At 70.8% G+C, this 14,455-nt stretch carries 14 protein-coding genes; 4 read left to right on the top strand and 10 right to left on the bottom strand.

The genetic code is table 11. The annotated features are described in order from the left end of the window. Positions 1-9: 9 nt before the first annotated feature. The 4 genes from ACIQI8_RS21375 to ACIQI8_RS21360 form a co-directional block, all read right to left on the bottom strand. A complete protein-coding gene (locus ACIQI8_RS21375; RefSeq protein WP_402352742.1) occupies positions 10-1,185 on the bottom strand; it encodes a hypothetical protein in 1,176 nt (391 codons plus the stop codon). A gap of 388 nt (positions 1,186-1,573) precedes the next feature. Then, entirely contained in the window at positions 1,574-3,205 is a 1,632-nt protein-coding gene (locus ACIQI8_RS21370) for a phospho-sugar mutase (RefSeq protein ID WP_402352739.1), read from the bottom strand. A 144-nt stretch (positions 3,206-3,349) separates the two neighbouring features. Continuing rightward, the gene (locus ACIQI8_RS21365; protein WP_123998113.1) at positions 3,350-4,174 is read right to left on the bottom strand and encodes a purine-nucleoside phosphorylase; all 825 of its coding nucleotides are present in this window, start codon (positions 4,172-4,174) and stop codon (positions 3,350-3,352) included. A gap of 115 nt (positions 4,175-4,289) precedes the next feature. Further along, positions 4,290-4,727 carry a gamma-glutamylcyclotransferase gene (locus ACIQI8_RS21360; protein ID WP_123998112.1) on the bottom strand — a complete coding sequence of 146 codons (438 nt, stop codon included), beginning with the start codon at positions 4,725-4,727 and terminating at the stop codon, positions 4,290-4,292. 95 nt (positions 4,728-4,822) lie between these two features. On the opposite strand from ACIQI8_RS21360, the gene ACIQI8_RS21355 reads away from it, so the two are divergent. After that, on the top strand, positions 4,823-6,271 hold the full coding sequence (locus tag ACIQI8_RS21355; RefSeq protein ID WP_402352736.1) for an NAD(P)H-quinone dehydrogenase: 1,449 nt from the start codon (positions 4,823-4,825) through the stop codon (positions 6,269-6,271). A gap of 164 nt (positions 6,272-6,435) precedes the next feature. Beyond that, the gene (locus ACIQI8_RS21350; RefSeq protein ID WP_402352733.1) at positions 6,436-7,389 is read left to right on the top strand and encodes a DeoR/GlpR family DNA-binding transcription regulator; all 954 of its coding nucleotides are present in this window, start codon (positions 6,436-6,438) and stop codon (positions 7,387-7,389) included. Between the two features lie 69 nt (positions 7,390-7,458). On the opposite strand, the gene ACIQI8_RS21345 is transcribed toward ACIQI8_RS21350, so the two are convergent. Both ACIQI8_RS21345 and ACIQI8_RS21340 read right to left on the bottom strand, forming a co-directional pair. Next, complete coding sequence (locus ACIQI8_RS21345) at positions 7,459-8,031, bottom strand: TetR/AcrR family transcriptional regulator (protein WP_402352730.1); 573 nt, start codon at positions 8,029-8,031, stop codon at positions 7,459-7,461. Positions 8,032-8,111: 80 nt separating this feature from the next. Continuing rightward, positions 8,112-9,884: an acetyl/propionyl/methylcrotonyl-CoA carboxylase subunit alpha gene (locus ACIQI8_RS21340; RefSeq protein WP_402352727.1), complete on the bottom strand. Its 1,773-nt coding sequence runs from the start codon at positions 9,882-9,884 to the stop codon at positions 8,112-8,114. Positions 9,885-10,248: 364 nt separating this feature from the next. Here ACIQI8_RS21340 and ACIQI8_RS21335 point away from each other — a divergent pair, with 364 nt between their 5' ends. Continuing rightward, positions 10,249-10,725 carry a hypothetical protein gene (locus ACIQI8_RS21335; RefSeq protein WP_402352724.1) on the top strand — a complete coding sequence of 159 codons (477 nt, stop codon included), beginning with the start codon at positions 10,249-10,251 and terminating at the stop codon, positions 10,723-10,725. On the opposite strand, the gene ACIQI8_RS21330 is transcribed toward ACIQI8_RS21335, so the two are convergent. The 4 genes from ACIQI8_RS21330 to ACIQI8_RS21315 all read right to left on the bottom strand — a co-directional run bounded on the left by ACIQI8_RS21330 (position 10,694) and on the right by ACIQI8_RS21315 (position 13,403). Next, positions 10,694-11,320 (bottom strand): nucleoside triphosphate pyrophosphatase, encoded by a 627-nt coding sequence (locus tag ACIQI8_RS21330; protein WP_402352721.1) that lies wholly within the window; start codon positions 11,318-11,320, stop codon positions 10,694-10,696. The two genes, ACIQI8_RS21335 and ACIQI8_RS21330, sit on opposite strands and share 32 nt — an antisense overlap. A gap of 23 nt (positions 11,321-11,343) precedes the next feature. Beyond that, positions 11,344-11,472, bottom strand: a complete 129-nt coding sequence (mmpB, locus tag ACIQI8_RS21325) for a morphogenic membrane protein MmpB (RefSeq protein WP_402352718.1) — start codon at positions 11,470-11,472, stop codon at positions 11,344-11,346. A gap of 111 nt (positions 11,473-11,583) precedes the next feature. Further along, the gene (locus ACIQI8_RS21320) at positions 11,584-11,793 is read right to left on the bottom strand and encodes an acyl-CoA carboxylase subunit epsilon (protein WP_402352715.1); all 210 of its coding nucleotides are present in this window, start codon (positions 11,791-11,793) and stop codon (positions 11,584-11,586) included. A 17-nt stretch (positions 11,794-11,810) separates the two neighbouring features. Continuing rightward, on the bottom strand, positions 11,811-13,403 hold the full coding sequence (locus ACIQI8_RS21315; RefSeq protein WP_402352712.1) for an acyl-CoA carboxylase subunit beta: 1,593 nt from the start codon (positions 13,401-13,403) through the stop codon (positions 11,811-11,813). 111 nt (positions 13,404-13,514) lie between these two features. Here ACIQI8_RS21315 and ACIQI8_RS21310 point away from each other — a divergent pair, with 111 nt between their 5' ends. Next, entirely contained in the window at positions 13,515-14,375 is an 861-nt protein-coding gene (locus ACIQI8_RS21310) for a biotin--[acetyl-CoA-carboxylase] ligase (protein WP_402352709.1), read from the top strand. The last annotated feature ends 80 nt before the right edge of the window (positions 14,376-14,455 follow it).

Genomic DNA, 14,455 nt, shown 5'->3' with positions numbered 1-14,455 from the left:
TCCCGTCGGTCACGGCGCGCTGGGCCACACGAGGGCCATATAGGCCCCCCAGTACGCCGAACCGAGCACCGCCGCCGTCAGGGCCAGCACGCGGTACCGGCGTGACGCGCGGGCCAGATGCAGGGCGAGCGGCAGCAGCAACGGGAAGCCCGGCAGCAGGAAGCGGGCGCGTGGGAAGTAGACGCCTCCGCTGCACAGCACGATCACCAGAAGGACGCCGGTGAAGACAAGGAGCGGCAGCGGCTGGCGGTCCCCCACCGACAGCGCGTAGAGCACCACCGCCACGATCAGCGCGTAGGTCACCAGCACGAAGAACAGCTCGGGCGTGGAGTCGTACATCAGGTACTCGCGCATCCGGCGCAGCGTCTGGACCCCGCCGTCCACCTCGTTGTGCCACAGCCGCTGTACGGCGAAGTAGCCGTCCCAGCGGCCCAGGCGCAGCCCCACCCAGCCGACGTACCCGCACCAGCCGAGCGGGGCCAGGACGGCGGCGGCCAGCAGGCGCCGGTCGAAAGGGCGTCGGCGCAGCGCGAGCAGGGCCCAGACCGTGACCGCGGCGGCCACCGCGATGCCGGTCGGGCGGGTCAGGCCGGCGAGCGAGGACAACACCCCTGCCAGAAGCGGCCGTTCGGCCAGAACCGCGTACAGCGCCCAGGCCGCGAACGCCGTGAACAGCGACTCCGTGTACCCCATCCACTGCACCAGACCCACCGGCAGCGCGGCCCACAGCACGGTCAGCAGCACCCCGACCCGGCGCCCGTGCAGCCGGTCGCCCACCGCGAAGACACCCCACGCGGCGACGACCGAGGCGACCACGGCGATCCCCAGCCCGGTGGAGGCGCGGGAGCCCGGGGTCAGCACGGCGACGGCCTTCATCAGATACGGGTAGAGCGGGAAGAAGGCCAGGTTGTTGGCGTCCCGCGCGGTGCCCAGGACGTGCGCGTAGCCGTGGTCGGCGATGCCCAGATACCAGTCGGCGTCCCACTGGACCGCCAGGATCGGCCACACACCGTGGTGCTCGCGGTGGGCCCAGAGGGTGAGGACCAGCAAGCCGGTGAGGCGGACGGCGAGGTAGGCGAGGAGGGCGGGGGCCGCGCGGAGCAGTGCCGGCGGGGGAGCGGGCCTCGTCGAGACCGCGGGGGCGGTGGTCGCTCGGGGTGTCGGCCGGGTGGCGGTCGAGGACACGGCGGTGGCTCCAGGGCTGGCTCGGCGGTGCGTTCGCCGTCCACCGTTGCCGCCGCGCCCCGGCCGGGCACGGATCCCAGGTCAACGGACACAGGTAAATCACCCGATGGGGTGCTACGGACCCGTACATGGGCCAATGCAGAGGTTCAGTCCAGTCGCCACCACATCTACGAGCGCACCGACCCGGCGGCGAGAGCGTCTACGCCTTCCCCGTGGCCGACAGTTACGAGGGCCACGAGGACGAGGTCGGCCCGGTGCCGACGTACTGCACCGCCACGGCACTTCGCCCTGACGGTACGGGCGCCGGCGGCGACGGGCGCGGAGGTGGACCGCTTCACGGTCGAGTGGAAGGTCGACTGACCGACCGTAGAAGGAGAGTGACGGGGATTCAGATTCCGGCGGCGGCCGACAGATCCCGCTTGATCGCCGCCAGCAGGTCCGAGGCCGTGGCCCGCGCCGCCGGAAGATCCGCGTGTTCGGCCACCGGCACGACGACCTCCAGGTAGCACTTGAGCTTCGGCTCGGTGCCGCTCGGGCGGACGATCACGCGGGCCCCCTCCAGCGTGTACCGCAGCCCGTCGGTGGGCGGCAGCCTGTCCGTACCGCGGTTGAGGTCCTCGGACCGGGTGACGGCGAGCCCCGCCAGCTCGGTCGGGGGCCGCTCCCGCAGCCGCCGCATGGCAGCGGCGATCACGGACAGGTCCTCGACCCGCACCGCCAACTGGTCGGTGGCGTGCAGCCCGTGCTCGACGGCGAGGTCGTCGAGGAGGTCGAGGAGCGTCCGCCCCTCCTCCTTCAACTCCGAGGCCAGTTCGGTGACGAGAAGCGCGGCGGTGATGCCGTCCTTGTCGCGCACGCCGTCGGGGTCGACGCAGTACCCGAGGGCCTCTTCATAGCCGTAGCGCAACCCGTCCACCCGGGCGATCCACTTGAAGCCGGTGAGGGTCTCCTCGTACGGCAGCCCGGCCTTGTCGGCGATCCGCCCGAGCAGCGACGACGACACGATCGACTCGGCGAAGGTGCCCCGCGCCCCGCGCCGCACGAGATGCGCGGCGAGCAGCGCGCCGACCTCGTCCCCGCGCAGCATCCGCCACTCGCCGCTCTCCTTGACGGCGACGGCGCAGCGGTCGGCGTCGGGATCGTTGGCGATGATCAGGTCCGGATCGGTGGTACGGGCCCGCGCGAAGGCGAGGTCCATGGCGCCCGGCTCCTCCGGGTTGGGGAAGGAGACGGTCGGGAAGTCCGGGTCGGGCTCGGCCTGTTCGGCGACGAGCACGGGCCGCGGGAACCCGGCCCGGGCGAAGGCGGCCATCAGCACGTCCTTGCCGACGCCGTGCATGGCGGTGTAGACGGTGCGGGCGGTACGCGGGGACCCGGCCGCGAGCACGGCGTCCGTGCGGGCGAGGTAGGCGTCGAGAACGGACTCGTCGAGGATCTCCCAGCCGCTGTCGGGCCGGGGAACGTCGTCCAGACGCGCGACGGCGTCGATCTCGGCGGCGATCTCCGCATCCGCGGGCGGCACGATCTGGGAGCCGTCGCCGAGGTAGACCTTGTAGCCGTTGTCGCGCGGCGGGTTGTGGCTGGCGGTGACCTCGACACCGGCGACCGCGCCCAAGTGCCTTATGGCGTAGGCGAGTACGGGAGTGGGCAACGGCCTCGGCAGCACGGCTGCCCGCAGCCCCGCTCCCGTCATCACGGCGGCGGTGTCCCGGGCGAAGTCGGCGGACTTGTGCCGGGCGTCGTACCCGACGACGACGAGCCCGCCCGTCTTGCCCTTCCCCTTGAGGTAGGCGGCGAGGCCGGCGGCGGCCCGGATGACGACGGCCCGGTTCATGCGCATGGGCCCGGCCCCGAGCTCACCGCGCAGACCCGCGGTGCCGAACTGGAGGGTCCCGCTGAACCGCTCGCCGAGTTCGCCGACATCCCCGGCCTCGATGAGCTTGGCCAGCTCATCACGGGTCTCCGGGTCCGGGTCCTCGCCGAGCCAGGCCTGGGCCCGGGCGATGAGATCGTCGTGCACGGTCGCTCAACCTCTCGTTGTGAACTTCGGTGGGGGCTGGGCGTCTTCGACGCTGGTCCGTATCTTTCAGCCCGTCCGGCGTTTGAGGACGAGGCCCTTTCGGGGCCGAAGGGGGGTCCGGGGGCACAGCCCCCGGCAACGCGCCTAAAGCCGACCAAGCACCTGAGTGAGCAGCGACCCCATCCGAGTCGCGGAATCCCGACCCGCCTGCAGAACCTCCTCATGGTTCAGCGGCTCACCCGTCATCCCCGCGGCAAGGTTCGTCACCAGGGAAATACCCAGCACCTCAGCCCCCGCCTCACGCGCAGCAATCGCTTCGAGGACCGTCGACATGCCCACCAGATCCGCCCCGATCACCCGAGCCATCCGGATCTCCGCCGGAGTCTCGTAGTGCGGCCCGGGGAACTGCGCGTACACGCCCTCCTCCAGACTCGGGTCGATCTCCTTGCACAGCGCCCGCAGCCGCGGCGAGTACAGATCGGTGAGGTCGACGAAGTTCGCGCCGACGATCGGCGAGGTCGCCGTCAGATTGATGTGGTCGCTGATCAGCACCGGCTGGCCGGGCCGCATGCCCTCGCGGAGCCCCCCGCAGCCGTTGGTGAGGACGATCGTCTTGCTGCCGGCGGCCACCGCGGTCCGCACACCGTGCGCGACGGCGGCGACGCCACGGCCCTCGTAGTAGTGGGTACGGCCCAGGAAGACCAGGGCCCGCTTCGCGCCGATCTGGTACGAGCGGACCGTGCCGCCGTGTCCCTCCACCGCCGGCGGCGGGAAGCCGGGCAGCTCGGTGACCTGGAACTCGGCGTCGGGAGTGCCGAGGGCGTCCACGGCCGGAGCCCAGCCCGACCCCATCACAAGGGCGACGTCGTGGGTCTCGGCGCCCGTCAGTTCGCGCAGGCGAGTGGCGGCGGCGTCAGCGGCGGCGTGGGGGTCGCCCTGGATGTCGTCCGGAAGAAGAGATGCGTTCACGCGATGAGGGTAGCCGGTATCGGCCTACGCGCGTAGATGACAGAGCTCACGGGATTGCGATCGTTGTCTTGTCGTTTCCAACGAGACCTGTGAGAAGCGTATGAGTGAGAAGCTCTCAGCAGGGCCGCTTGCGCAGTTCCATCACGTAGTCGTGCGGCGCCCCCGCCGACTCCGCCGCGTCCGCCAGCTCCCCGAGATAGCGGGCCGACGGCAGTCCACCCTCGTAGCCGTTGAGCACGTACACCCACGAGGGCTCCTCGCCCTCCAGCGTGTGCACCCGCACCCGCATCCGGCGGTAGATGCCGAGGCCGACGCCCTCCCACCGGTCCATGGACTCCTCGTCCGGCGGCGCGATGTCGTACAACGCGACGAAGACCTGGCACAGCGGGTCCTCGACCAGCGTCGCGAGCGCGCCCTCCCAGCCCATGTGCTCGCCCCCGAAGGTCAGCCGCCACCCGTTCAGCCAGCCCGTGGCGCGCATGGGCGAGTGGGGGGCGCGGCGGGTCATCAGCCGCGCGTCGAGGTTGCCGGCGTACGCGGCGTAGAGCGACATGCGTCGAGGGTACGGCAGCCGACACACGCACCTCTCCGGTCCCACGGGCCCCCCGGGTCGCCCCGGGGCGGTGGCACCTTGAAGCGTGCGGGACAATGGGGTACGTGACTCGGATCGTGATCATCGGTGGTGGACCCGGCGGATACGAAGCTGCCCTGGTAGCGGCGCAGCTCGGCGCGGAGGTGACCGTCGTCGACTGCGACGGTCTGGGCGGGGCGTCGGTGCTGACCGACTGCGTGCCGTCGAAGACCCTCATCGCCACGGCGGAGGTGATGACGACCTTCGACTCCTCGTACGAAGAGCTCGGCATCATCGTCGCCGACGACACCCCGCCGCTGGAACAGGCGGCCCGGGTGGTCGGCGTCGACCTCGGCAAGGTGAACCGGCGTGTGAAGCGGCTCGCCCTCGCCCAGTCGCACGACATCACCGCCTCCGTCACCCGGGCCGGCGCCCGGGTCATGCGCGGCCGGGGCCGCCTTGAGGGCATGCAGGCCCTCGACGGTTCCCGCAAGGTCGTGGTCAGCACCGCCGACGGCAGCGAGGAGACCCTGACCGCCGACGCCGTGCTCATCGCGACCGGCGGCCACCCGCGCGAGCTGGACGACGCCCTGCCCGACGGCGAGCGCATCCTGAACTGGACCCAGGTCTACGACCTCACCGAGCTGCCCGAGGAACTCATCGTGGTCGGCTCCGGCGTCACCGGCGCCGAGTTCGCCGGCGCCTACCAGGCCCTCGGCTCCAAGGTGACCCTCGTCTCCTCCCGCGACCGCGTGCTGCCGGGCGAGGACCCGGACGCCGCCGCCGTCCTGGAGGACGTCTTCCGCCGCCGCGGCATGAACGTCATGGCCCGCTCCCGCGCCGCCGCCGCCAAGCGGGTCGGCGACCGGGTCGAGGTCACCCTCTCCGACGGCCGCGTCATCACCGGCTCCCACTGTCTGATGGCCGTCGGCGCCATCCCCAACAGCGCGGGCCTCGGTCTGGAGGAGGCCGGCGTGCGGGTGCGCGAGTCGGGCCACATCTGGACCGACAAGGTCTCCCGCACGACCGCTCCGGGCGTGTACGCGGCCGGTGACGTGACCGGCATCTTCGCGCTCGCCTCCGTGGCCGCCATGCAGGGCCGGATCGCCATGTACCACTTCCTCGGCGACGCGGTGGCCCCCCTCAACCTCAAGACGGTCTCCTCGAACGTCTTCACCGACCCAGAGATCGCCACCGTCGGCTACAGCCAGTCCGACGTCGACTCCGGCAAGATCGACGCCCGCGCGGTGAAGCTGCCGCTGCTGCGCAACCCGCGCGCCAAGATGCAGGGCATCCGGGACGGCTTCGTGAAGCTCTTCTGCCGCCCCGGCACCGGCATCGTGGTCGGCGGTGTCGTGGTCTCCCCGCGCGCCTCGGAACTGATCCATCCGATCTCGATCGCCGTCGACAACAATCTGACGGTCGAACAGATCGCGAACGCGTTCACCGTCTATCCGTCCCTTTCGGGGTCGATCGCCGAGGTGGCCCGACAGCTGCACACCCGGAAGGCCACCGGCGAGGCCTGACCGCCGAAACCGACTCCCCGCTGGTCACGGGGAGTTGTCGAGCATGCGTACGGCAGTCGGCGCGGGTAGGCCTTATACCACTCCCCGTGCTTGTGTGCGAACAACTTCTGCTATTCGGCGCAAACTGCTGAAAGCAGACGGTCGTCCGCGTTACTGTCAGTTTCGTGTTCGCTGCAGAACGTCGCCAATTGATCCTCGAAATGGTGCGAGCGAACGGGGCCGTGTCGCTCCGTGAACTCGCCCGCGTCGTCCAGACCTCCGAAGTGACCGTACGGCGGGACGTGCGCGCACTGGAGGCAGAAGGACTCCTCGACCGCCGGCATGGCGGTGCGGTACTGCCGGGCGGGTTCACGCGGGAGTCCGGCTTTCCGCAGAAATCACATCTCGCGACCGCCGAGAAGACGGCCATCGCCGATCTCGCCGCGGGCTTCGTCGAAGAGGGCGAGGCCATCGTGGTCGGAGCGGGTACCACCACGCAGGAACTGGCACGCCGGCTCGCCCGCGTGCCCGGACTGACCGTCGTCACCAACTCCCTTCTGGTGGCCCAGGCGTTGGCCCATGCCAACCGGGTCGAGGTCGTGATGACCGGCGGCACCCTGCGCGGCTCCAACTACGCCCTCGTGGGCAGCGGTGCCGAACAGTCCCTGCAGGGGCTGCGCGTCTCCCGTGCCTTCCTCTCCGGGAGCGGGCTCACCGCCGAGCGCGGGCTCTCCACGTCCAACATGCTGTCGGCGTCCGTCGACCGGGCGTTGGTGCAGGCCGCGGCGGAGGTCGTCGTGCTCGCCGATCACACGAAGCTCGGTTCGGACACGATGTTCCAGACGGTGCCTACGGATGTGATCACGCGGCTCGTGACCGATGAACCGCCGGCCCATGACGACCGGGCGGGGGCGGAGTTGCAGGCGCTGGCGGATCAGGGCGTGCAGATCGCTGTCGCGGGGGCGGGGGCCTCCGGCGGTGGGGCGGGGAGTGATGCGAGCCCCCCGCGGGGAGCTCGCCGAGATGTGGCTCTGCCGGGGCCTCGTCGGCAAGGAGCCGGGTTGAGGGCGGCCACGACGCTTGGTGAGACTTCGCCAGGTGCCGAGCGGGCGCGCGTTGCCGATTTGCGGCGGCGCTAGGTCGTATTGCGGCTGCGAGCCGGTGGGGGTTGTTCGCGCGATTCCCCGCGCCCCTGAGGGCGTTGCAGATCAGCTTGCTTTCAGGCCCCGTAGCGTCAGAGTCAGCAAGCGGTCCGCCACATCCGGATCCGCCGGAGACTCCTCCGCTGCCAATGCGATGGCGTGGGTCAGTTGGAGGAGGTCTGTGATCGTGACGTCTTCTCGGACTGTGCCCGCTTGCTGAGCTCGGGTCAGAAGTGCGGCGCCCGCCTGCTGGATGGGGTCGCTGCACCGGGACAACGCCGAGGTGTGGTCCGTCGTCACCGACATCAGGGCTCGGGACAGGCCCCGGTACTCACCGGCGTGGGTGACGATCTCTCGTAGCCAGGCCACCAGGGCCGTGCAGGGCTCGGGGGCGTCGAGGAGTTCCTGCGCGCGGGAGCGCAGGTCGTTCACCGCGTCCTCGAAGACCGCGCTCAACAGGGCGTGGCGGTTGGGGAAGTGGCGGTACAGCGTGCCGATGCCGACGCCCGCTCGGCGGGCCACGTGTTCCAGGGACGCGTCCGTGCCCTGGGCGGCGAAGGTGGCGCGGGCCTCGGTGAGGAGGCGCGCGTAGTTGCGGCGGGCGTCGGCGCGCAGGCCTGCCGGGGGGTTGGCCGTCATGGGACTCACCTGCCCTTGTGCGAAGGCGCCCGGCAGAGCGGCCGTTGCCGTCTGCCGGGCGCCTGTCGATGCCGTACGGCTCAGTCCTTGATCTCGCAGATCGCGGCGCCCGAAGTGATGGAGGCGCCGACCTCCGCGGACAGGCCCTTGATGGTGCCGGCCTTGTGCGCGTTGAGCGGCTGTTCCATCTTCATCGCTTCGAGTACGACGACCAGGTCACCCTCCTTGACCTCCTGGCCCTCCTCCACGGCGATCTTGACGATCGTGCCCTGCATCGGGGAGGCGAGGGTGTCGCCGGAGGCCACGGGGCCGGACTTCTTGGCCGCGCGGCGCTTGGGGCGGGCGCCGGCGGCGAGGCCGGTGCGGGCCAGCGACATGCCCAGCGAGGACGGGAGGGAGACCTCCAGGCGCTTGCCGCCGACCTCGACGACGATCGTCTCGCGGTCCGGGTCCTCGTCCGTCTCCGTGTCGGCGGGGGCGGTGAAGGGCTTGATCTCGTTGACGAACTCGGTCTCGATCCAGCGCGTGTGGACCGTGAACGGGTCCTCGCTGCCCGTGAGTTCGGGGGCGAACGCCGGGTCCCTGACGACCGCGCGGTGGAACGGGATCGCCGTGGCCATGCCCTCGACCTGGAACTCGTCCAGGGCGCGGGCCGCGCGCTGCAGGGCCTGCTCGCGGGTGGCGCCGGTGACGATCAGCTTGGCCAGGAGCGAGTCCCAGGCCGGGCCGATGACCGAGCCGGACTCCACGCCCGCGTCCAGGCGGACGCCCGGGCCCGACGGCGGCGCGAAGGTCGTCACGGTGCCGGGCGCGGGCAGGAAGCCCCGGCCCGGGTCCTCGCCGTTGATGCGGAACTCGAAGGAGTGACCGCGCAGTTCGGGGTCGCCGTAGCCGAGTTCCTCGCCGTCGGCGATACGGAACATCTCGCGTACGAGGTCGATGCCGGCGACCTCCTCGGTGACCGGGTGCTCCACCTGGAGACGGGTGTTGACCTCCAGGAAGGAGATCGTGCCGTCCGTGCCGACCAGGAACTCCACGGTTCCGGCGCCGACATAGCCGGCCTCCTTGAGGATGGCCTTCGAGGAGGAGTACAGCTCCGCCATCTGGGCCTCAGAGAGGAAGGGCGCGGGCGCCTCCTCCACCAGCTTCTGGTGCCGGCGCTGGAGGGAGCAGTCACGCGTCGACACGACGACCACGTTGCCATGGGTGTCGGCCAGGCACTGGGTCTCCACGTGCCGGGGCTTGTCCAGGTAGCGCTCGACGAAGCACTCGCCCCGGCCGAAGGCCGCGACGGCCTCGCGGACCGCGGAGTCGTACAGCTCCGGGACCTCTTCGAGGGTGCGGGCGACCTTGAGGCCGCGGCCACCGCCACCGAAGGCGGCCTTGATGGCGATCGGCAGGCCGTGCTCCTGGGCGAAGGCGACGACCTCGTCCGAGCCGGAGACCGGGTCGGGCGTGCCGGCGACCAGCGGGGCACCGGCGCGCTGCGCGATGTGCCGGGCGGCGACCTTGTCACCGAGGTCGCGGATGGCCTGCGGCGGCGGGCCGATCCAGATCAGGTCCGCGTCCAGGACCGCCTGGGCGAACTCCGCGTTCTCGGAGAGGAAGCCGTAGCCGGGGTGGACGGCGTCGGCGCCGGACTCGCGGGCCGCGTTCAGGACCTTCTCGATGTCGAGGTAACTGGTCGCCGGGGTGTCACCGCCCAGGGCGAACGCCTCATCCGCGGCGCGGACATGCAGAGCGTCCCGGTCCGGGTCGGCGTATACGGCCACGCTCGCGATCCCGGCATCCCGACAGGCCCGGGCCACGCGGACAGCGATTTCGCCACGGTTGGCGATGAGCACCTTGCGCACGATTGAGGCTCCCTCCTTGAAACAAGCCGAGTTTAGGGACTGCCGACACGGCACTTCGACCCGTCCCCGGTGGTGAGCTTGCCCACACGGAGCGTGATGCGAGGCGTGCCCGACCCATGAAATCCCTTGTCGCACCTCGGTACGCAGGACCTCTCGGGGAAACCCTAGCCCGCCTCTGTGGTCAAGGTCTCTGTCATCACGTGCTGCGGCCCACGTCGTTTCTTTGTGGAGTCCCTACGAATGGCCCAATGATTCTTTGCGGTCCGCAGAACCCTTGTCCCCGGGTTTACCCGTTAGTAGCGTTCGCGATGTATCGAACGTACTTGGGGTAACCAGAGGTCGGCTCGGAAGTGGGTGGGGACCGGTGATACGCAGGCCGGTGGCATGGATCGTGGCGGTCGTGCTGTTCGTGGAAGCCTTCGGCGTCGCCGCGCTGAACTGGTTCCTCGGCATCGTCGTGGACCGGCAGGACATGTCCCTGGCCGGCCTCGACTCGGACACGATGGCCGTGTCCTCGAAGGCCGGCGGAATCGTCTTCGGGCTCTACTTCGCCCTGTGCGGACTGGTCGCCCTGCTCGTGGCCCTGCGCAACCGTCCGCCGGCCGGCCTCGGCCGCGTCCTGCTGATCAGCGCGGCCGTGGTGCACGGGCTGCTCGCCGCGTTCGTGTGGGGGCTGGTGGGCTGGTCGGCGTTCCTGTTCATGGTCGTCGTACTCGCGCTCATCGTGCTGCTGCTGATGACCTACGACAGCCTGCCCGAGCCCGCCCGCGAGGAGCCCCAGGACGCCAAGGGCGGTGACGGACCCAAGGTCACGCCTCCGCCGGCGCCCACAACTCCGTGATGCCGACGCCCAGTTCGGCCAGCAGCCGGCGCAGCAGCGGCAGGCTGAGGCCGATCACGTTGCCGTGGTCGCCGTCGATGCCCTCGATGAACGGCGCGCTGCGGCCGTCGAGCGTGAACGCTCCGGCGACGTAAAGGGGTTCGCCCGTGGCGACGTACGCGGCGATCTCCTCGTCGGTGGGCTCGCCGAAGCGGACGACGGTGGAGGCCGTCGCCGACACGTACCGCTTGTTGCCGTCCGAGGTGTCCCAGACGCAGTGACCGGTCTGCAGCGTGCCCGCGCGGCCGCGCATCGCCTTCCAGCGGGCCGTCGCCTCCTCGGCGTCGGCCGGCTTGCCCAGCGCCTCGCCGTCCAGGTCCAGTACCGAGTCGCAGCCGATCACCAACGCGCCGTGCACGTCCGGGCGGGCGGCCACGACGGAGGCCTTCGCCTCGGCGAGCGCGAGCGCGAGGTCGGCCGGAGTGGGGGCGGTGACGGCGTCCTCGTCGAAGCCGCTGACGATCACCTCCGGTGTCAGGCCCGCCTGGCGGAGGAGGTTGAGGCGGGCCGGGGACTGGGAGGCGAGGACGAGTCGTCTGCGCGGCTGTGCGGTCATGCGGTCAGATTAGCCGCCGGTTTCTAGCGCAGGCCCAGCACGATCATGGCGATGATCATGGCCACGGCCAGGAAGAGACCGAGCCGCCTGAGGGTCTCCTGCAGTTCGCGGAGATCATCGGGCGGCTCGTTCTTCGGGTCGGACCACAACATGTCACCAGCGTGTGGCTTGGCGGGGGGCCGGCGCCTGAGTACGGGTACTCAAGTTGGTACCCGGGATTCCGCCTCTGTGCGCGGTTCCCCGCGCCCCTGCCTCCGCTGGACCTAGCTCGGCCAGTACGTGCGGGTCCATGCCGTCGGGCCCGGCTGCGGTAGGCGGTGGCCGGCGATCCTTGACGGGTCCGACCACGCCGCCCTCGGCGGCTCCTCGTCGCCCGGCGTTGCTTCCGCTGCCACCGCGCGTGCTCGGACCACCGCGAGGGCGGCGGCCAGCTCCTCCGGGGTCGGATTGCCCCGTACGACCTTGATGTTCATGGCGGCTCCCGGGCGGGCTAGAGGGGGATGTTGCCGTGCTTCTTGGGCGGCAGGGACTCGCGCTTGGTGCGGAGTTGGCGCAGGCCGCGGACGATGTGGCCGCGGGTGTCGGAGGGCATGACGACGGCGTCGATGTAACCGCGTTCGGCCGCGATGTAGGGGTTGAGGAGGGCGTCCTCGTACTCCTGGATCAGGCGGGCGCGGGTGGCTTCGAGGTCGCCGTTCGTCTCCGCCTCGGCGATGGTGCGCCGGTGCAGGATGTTGACCGCGCCCTGGGCGCCCATGACGGCGATCTGGGCGGTGGGCCAGGCGAGGTTGAGGTCGGCGCCCAGGTGCTTGGAGCCCATGACGTCGTAGGCGCCGCCGAAGGCCTTGCGGGTGATGACGGTGATCAGGGGGACCGTCGCCTCGGCGTAGGCGTAGATCAGTTTGGCGCCGCGGCGGATGATGCCGTCGTGCTCCTGGTCGACGCCGGGGAGGAAGCCCGGGACGTCGACGAAGGTGAGGACCGGGACGTTGAAGGCGTCGCAGGTGCGCACGAAGCGGGCGGCCTTCTCGGACGCGGTGATGTCGAGGCAACCGGCGAACTGCATCGGCTGGTTGGCGACGATCCCGACCGGCCGGCCCTCGACCCGGCCGAAGCCGGTGAGGATGTTCGGCGCGTACAGCGCCTGCGTCTCGAAGAACTCGGCGTCGTCCAGGACGTGTTCGATCACCGTGTGCATGTCGTACGGCTGGTTGGCGCTGTCCGGTACGAGGGTGTCCAGCTCCAAGTCCTCGTCCGTGACGGTGAGATCGGCCTCCTCGGGGAAGACCGGGGCCTCGGAGAGGTTGTTGGACGGCAGGTACGACAGCAGCTGCTTGACGTACTCGATGGCGTCCTTCTCGTCGCCCGCCATGTGATGGGCCACGCCGGACACGGAGTTGTGGGTCCGTGCGCCGCCCAGCTCCTCGAAGCCGACGTCCTCGCCGGTGACCGTCTTGATGACGTCGGGGCCGGTGATGAACATGTGCGAGGTCTGGTCGACCATGACCGTGAAGTCGGTGATCGCGGGGGAGTAGACCGCGCCACCCGCGCACGGGCCGACGACCAGGGAGATCTGCGGGATGACGCCGGAGGCGTGGGTGTTGCGGCGGAAGATCTCGCCGTAGGCGCCGAGGGAGGCGACGCCCTCCTGGATGCGGGCACCGCCCGAGTCGTTGATGCCGATGACCGGACAGCCGGTCTTCAGGGCGAAGTCCATGACCTTGACGATCTTCTGGCCGTAGACCTCGCCGAGGGCGCCGCCGAAGACGGTGAAGTCCTGGGAGAAGACGGCGACCGGGCGGCCGTCGACCGTGCCGTAGCCGGTGACCACCCCGTCGCCGTAGGGGCGGTTGGCCTCCAGGCCGAAGTTGGTGGAGCGATGCCGGGCGAACTCGTCCAACTCGACGAAGGACCCTTCGTCCAGGAGGAGTTCGATGCGCTCACGGGCCGTCAACTTGCCCTTGGCGTGCTGCTTCTCGACGGCGCGTGCGGAGCCGGCGTGCGTCGCCTCGTCAATACGGCGCTGAAGATCCGCGAGCTTGCCCGCAGTGGTGTGAAGATCGGTCGCTTCCGGCTCGGACATCGGGATCGCGGCTCCCTGCCTGCTCAAAAGGGGGGACGGTTACTCATCCGTAGAGTAGTGGGGCCCCTACGAATCAGCAGTGCGGCGTTTCACACACCTAGGGTGGCTTGCATGACGCCGCGTGATGCCTCAGACGACAGTCGCTGGTCCGACCTCGAACGGCCGCCCCTCAACGCCGTCGCGCTGCGGCGCGGGCTGGTGCGGGAGGGCGGGCTGTGGCGCGAGGTGACGGTGGTGCGCAGCACCGGCTCCACCAACTCCGACCTGGTCGCGCTGGCCGGGTCCGGCAAGGCGGACGAGGGTTCGGTCCTGGTCGCCGAGGAGCAGACCGCGGGCCGGGGCCGGCTCGACCGCCAGTGGACGGCACCGGCCCGCTCCGGTCTCTTCTTCTCCGTCCTGTTCCGGCCCGCCGAGGTCCCCGTGACCCGCTGGGGCTGGCTGCCGCTGCTCACCGGCGTCGCCGTGGCCACGGGCCTGTCCCGCGCCGCCGGCGTCGACACGGCCCTCAAGTGGCCCAACGACCTCCTGGTGACGATCGCCGGCGAGGAACGCAAGGCCGGCGGCATCCTCGCCGAGCGCGCGGGCGACGACGCGGTGGTCGTCGGGGTGGGCATCAACGTCACCCTGCGGGAGAACGAGCTGCCCGTGCCGCAGGCCGGTTCGCTGGTACTGGCCGGCGCGGTGACCACGGACCGCGACCCGCTGCTGCGGGCCGTCCTGCGCTCCCTGGAGGAGTGGTACGGCCGCTGGCGCGCGGCGGGCGGCGACCCGGCGGCGAGCGGCCTGCAGGAGACGTACGCGGCGGGCTGCGCCACGCTCGGCCGGGTCGTACGCGCGGAACTCCCCGGCGACCGGTCCATCACCGGCGAGGCGGTCGCCATCGACGGAGACGGCCGCCTGGTCCTCGCGACGGCGGAGGGGGTGCAGGAGCCGGTGGGGGCGGGAGACATCGTCCACCTGCGCCCGGCGTGAGGGTTTTGTCCTTGAGCGGTCGCACAAGCCTCCGTTCCACGGAGTGAGCTACGGCACAGCTGCCGTAGAGTTATGGCCGG

This window comes from Streptomyces sp. NPDC092369 (assembly GCF_044755245.1).
Lineage (GTDB): Bacteria > Actinomycetota > Actinomycetes > Streptomycetales > Streptomycetaceae > Streptomyces.
The sequence above is the reverse complement of the archived record's forward strand: the minus strand, read 5'-3'. Positions and strand labels throughout refer to the sequence as shown.

Excerpts from the sequence above, each read along its gene's own strand:
- ACIQI8_RS21360 (WP_123998112.1), bottom strand. The coding sequence starts at position 4,727 with ATGTCGCTCTACGCCGCGTACGCCGGCAACCTCGACGCGCGGCTGATG.
- ACIQI8_RS21355 (WP_402352736.1), top strand. The coding sequence starts at position 4,823 with ATGGGGTACGTGACTCGGATCGTGATCATCGGTGGTGGACCCGGCGGA.
- ACIQI8_RS21345 (WP_402352730.1), bottom strand. The coding sequence starts at position 8,031 with ATGACGGCCAACCCCCCGGCAGGCCTGCGCGCCGACGCCCGCCGCAAC.
- ACIQI8_RS21330 (WP_402352721.1), bottom strand. The coding sequence starts at position 11,320 with ATGACCGCACAGCCGCGCAGACGACTCGTCCTCGCCTCCCAGTCCCCG.
- mmpB (WP_402352718.1), bottom strand. The coding sequence starts at position 11,472 with ATGTTGTGGTCCGACCCGAAGAACGAGCCGCCCGATGATCTCCGCGAA.
- ACIQI8_RS21320 (WP_402352715.1), bottom strand. The coding sequence starts at position 11,793 with ATGAACATCAAGGTCGTACGGGGCAATCCGACCCCGGAGGAGCTGGCC.
- ACIQI8_RS21315 (WP_402352712.1), bottom strand. The coding sequence starts at position 13,403 with ATGTCCGAGCCGGAAGCGACCGATCTTCACACCACTGCGGGCAAGCTC.
- ACIQI8_RS21310 (WP_402352709.1), top strand. The coding sequence starts at position 13,515 with ATGACGCCGCGTGATGCCTCAGACGACAGTCGCTGGTCCGACCTCGAA.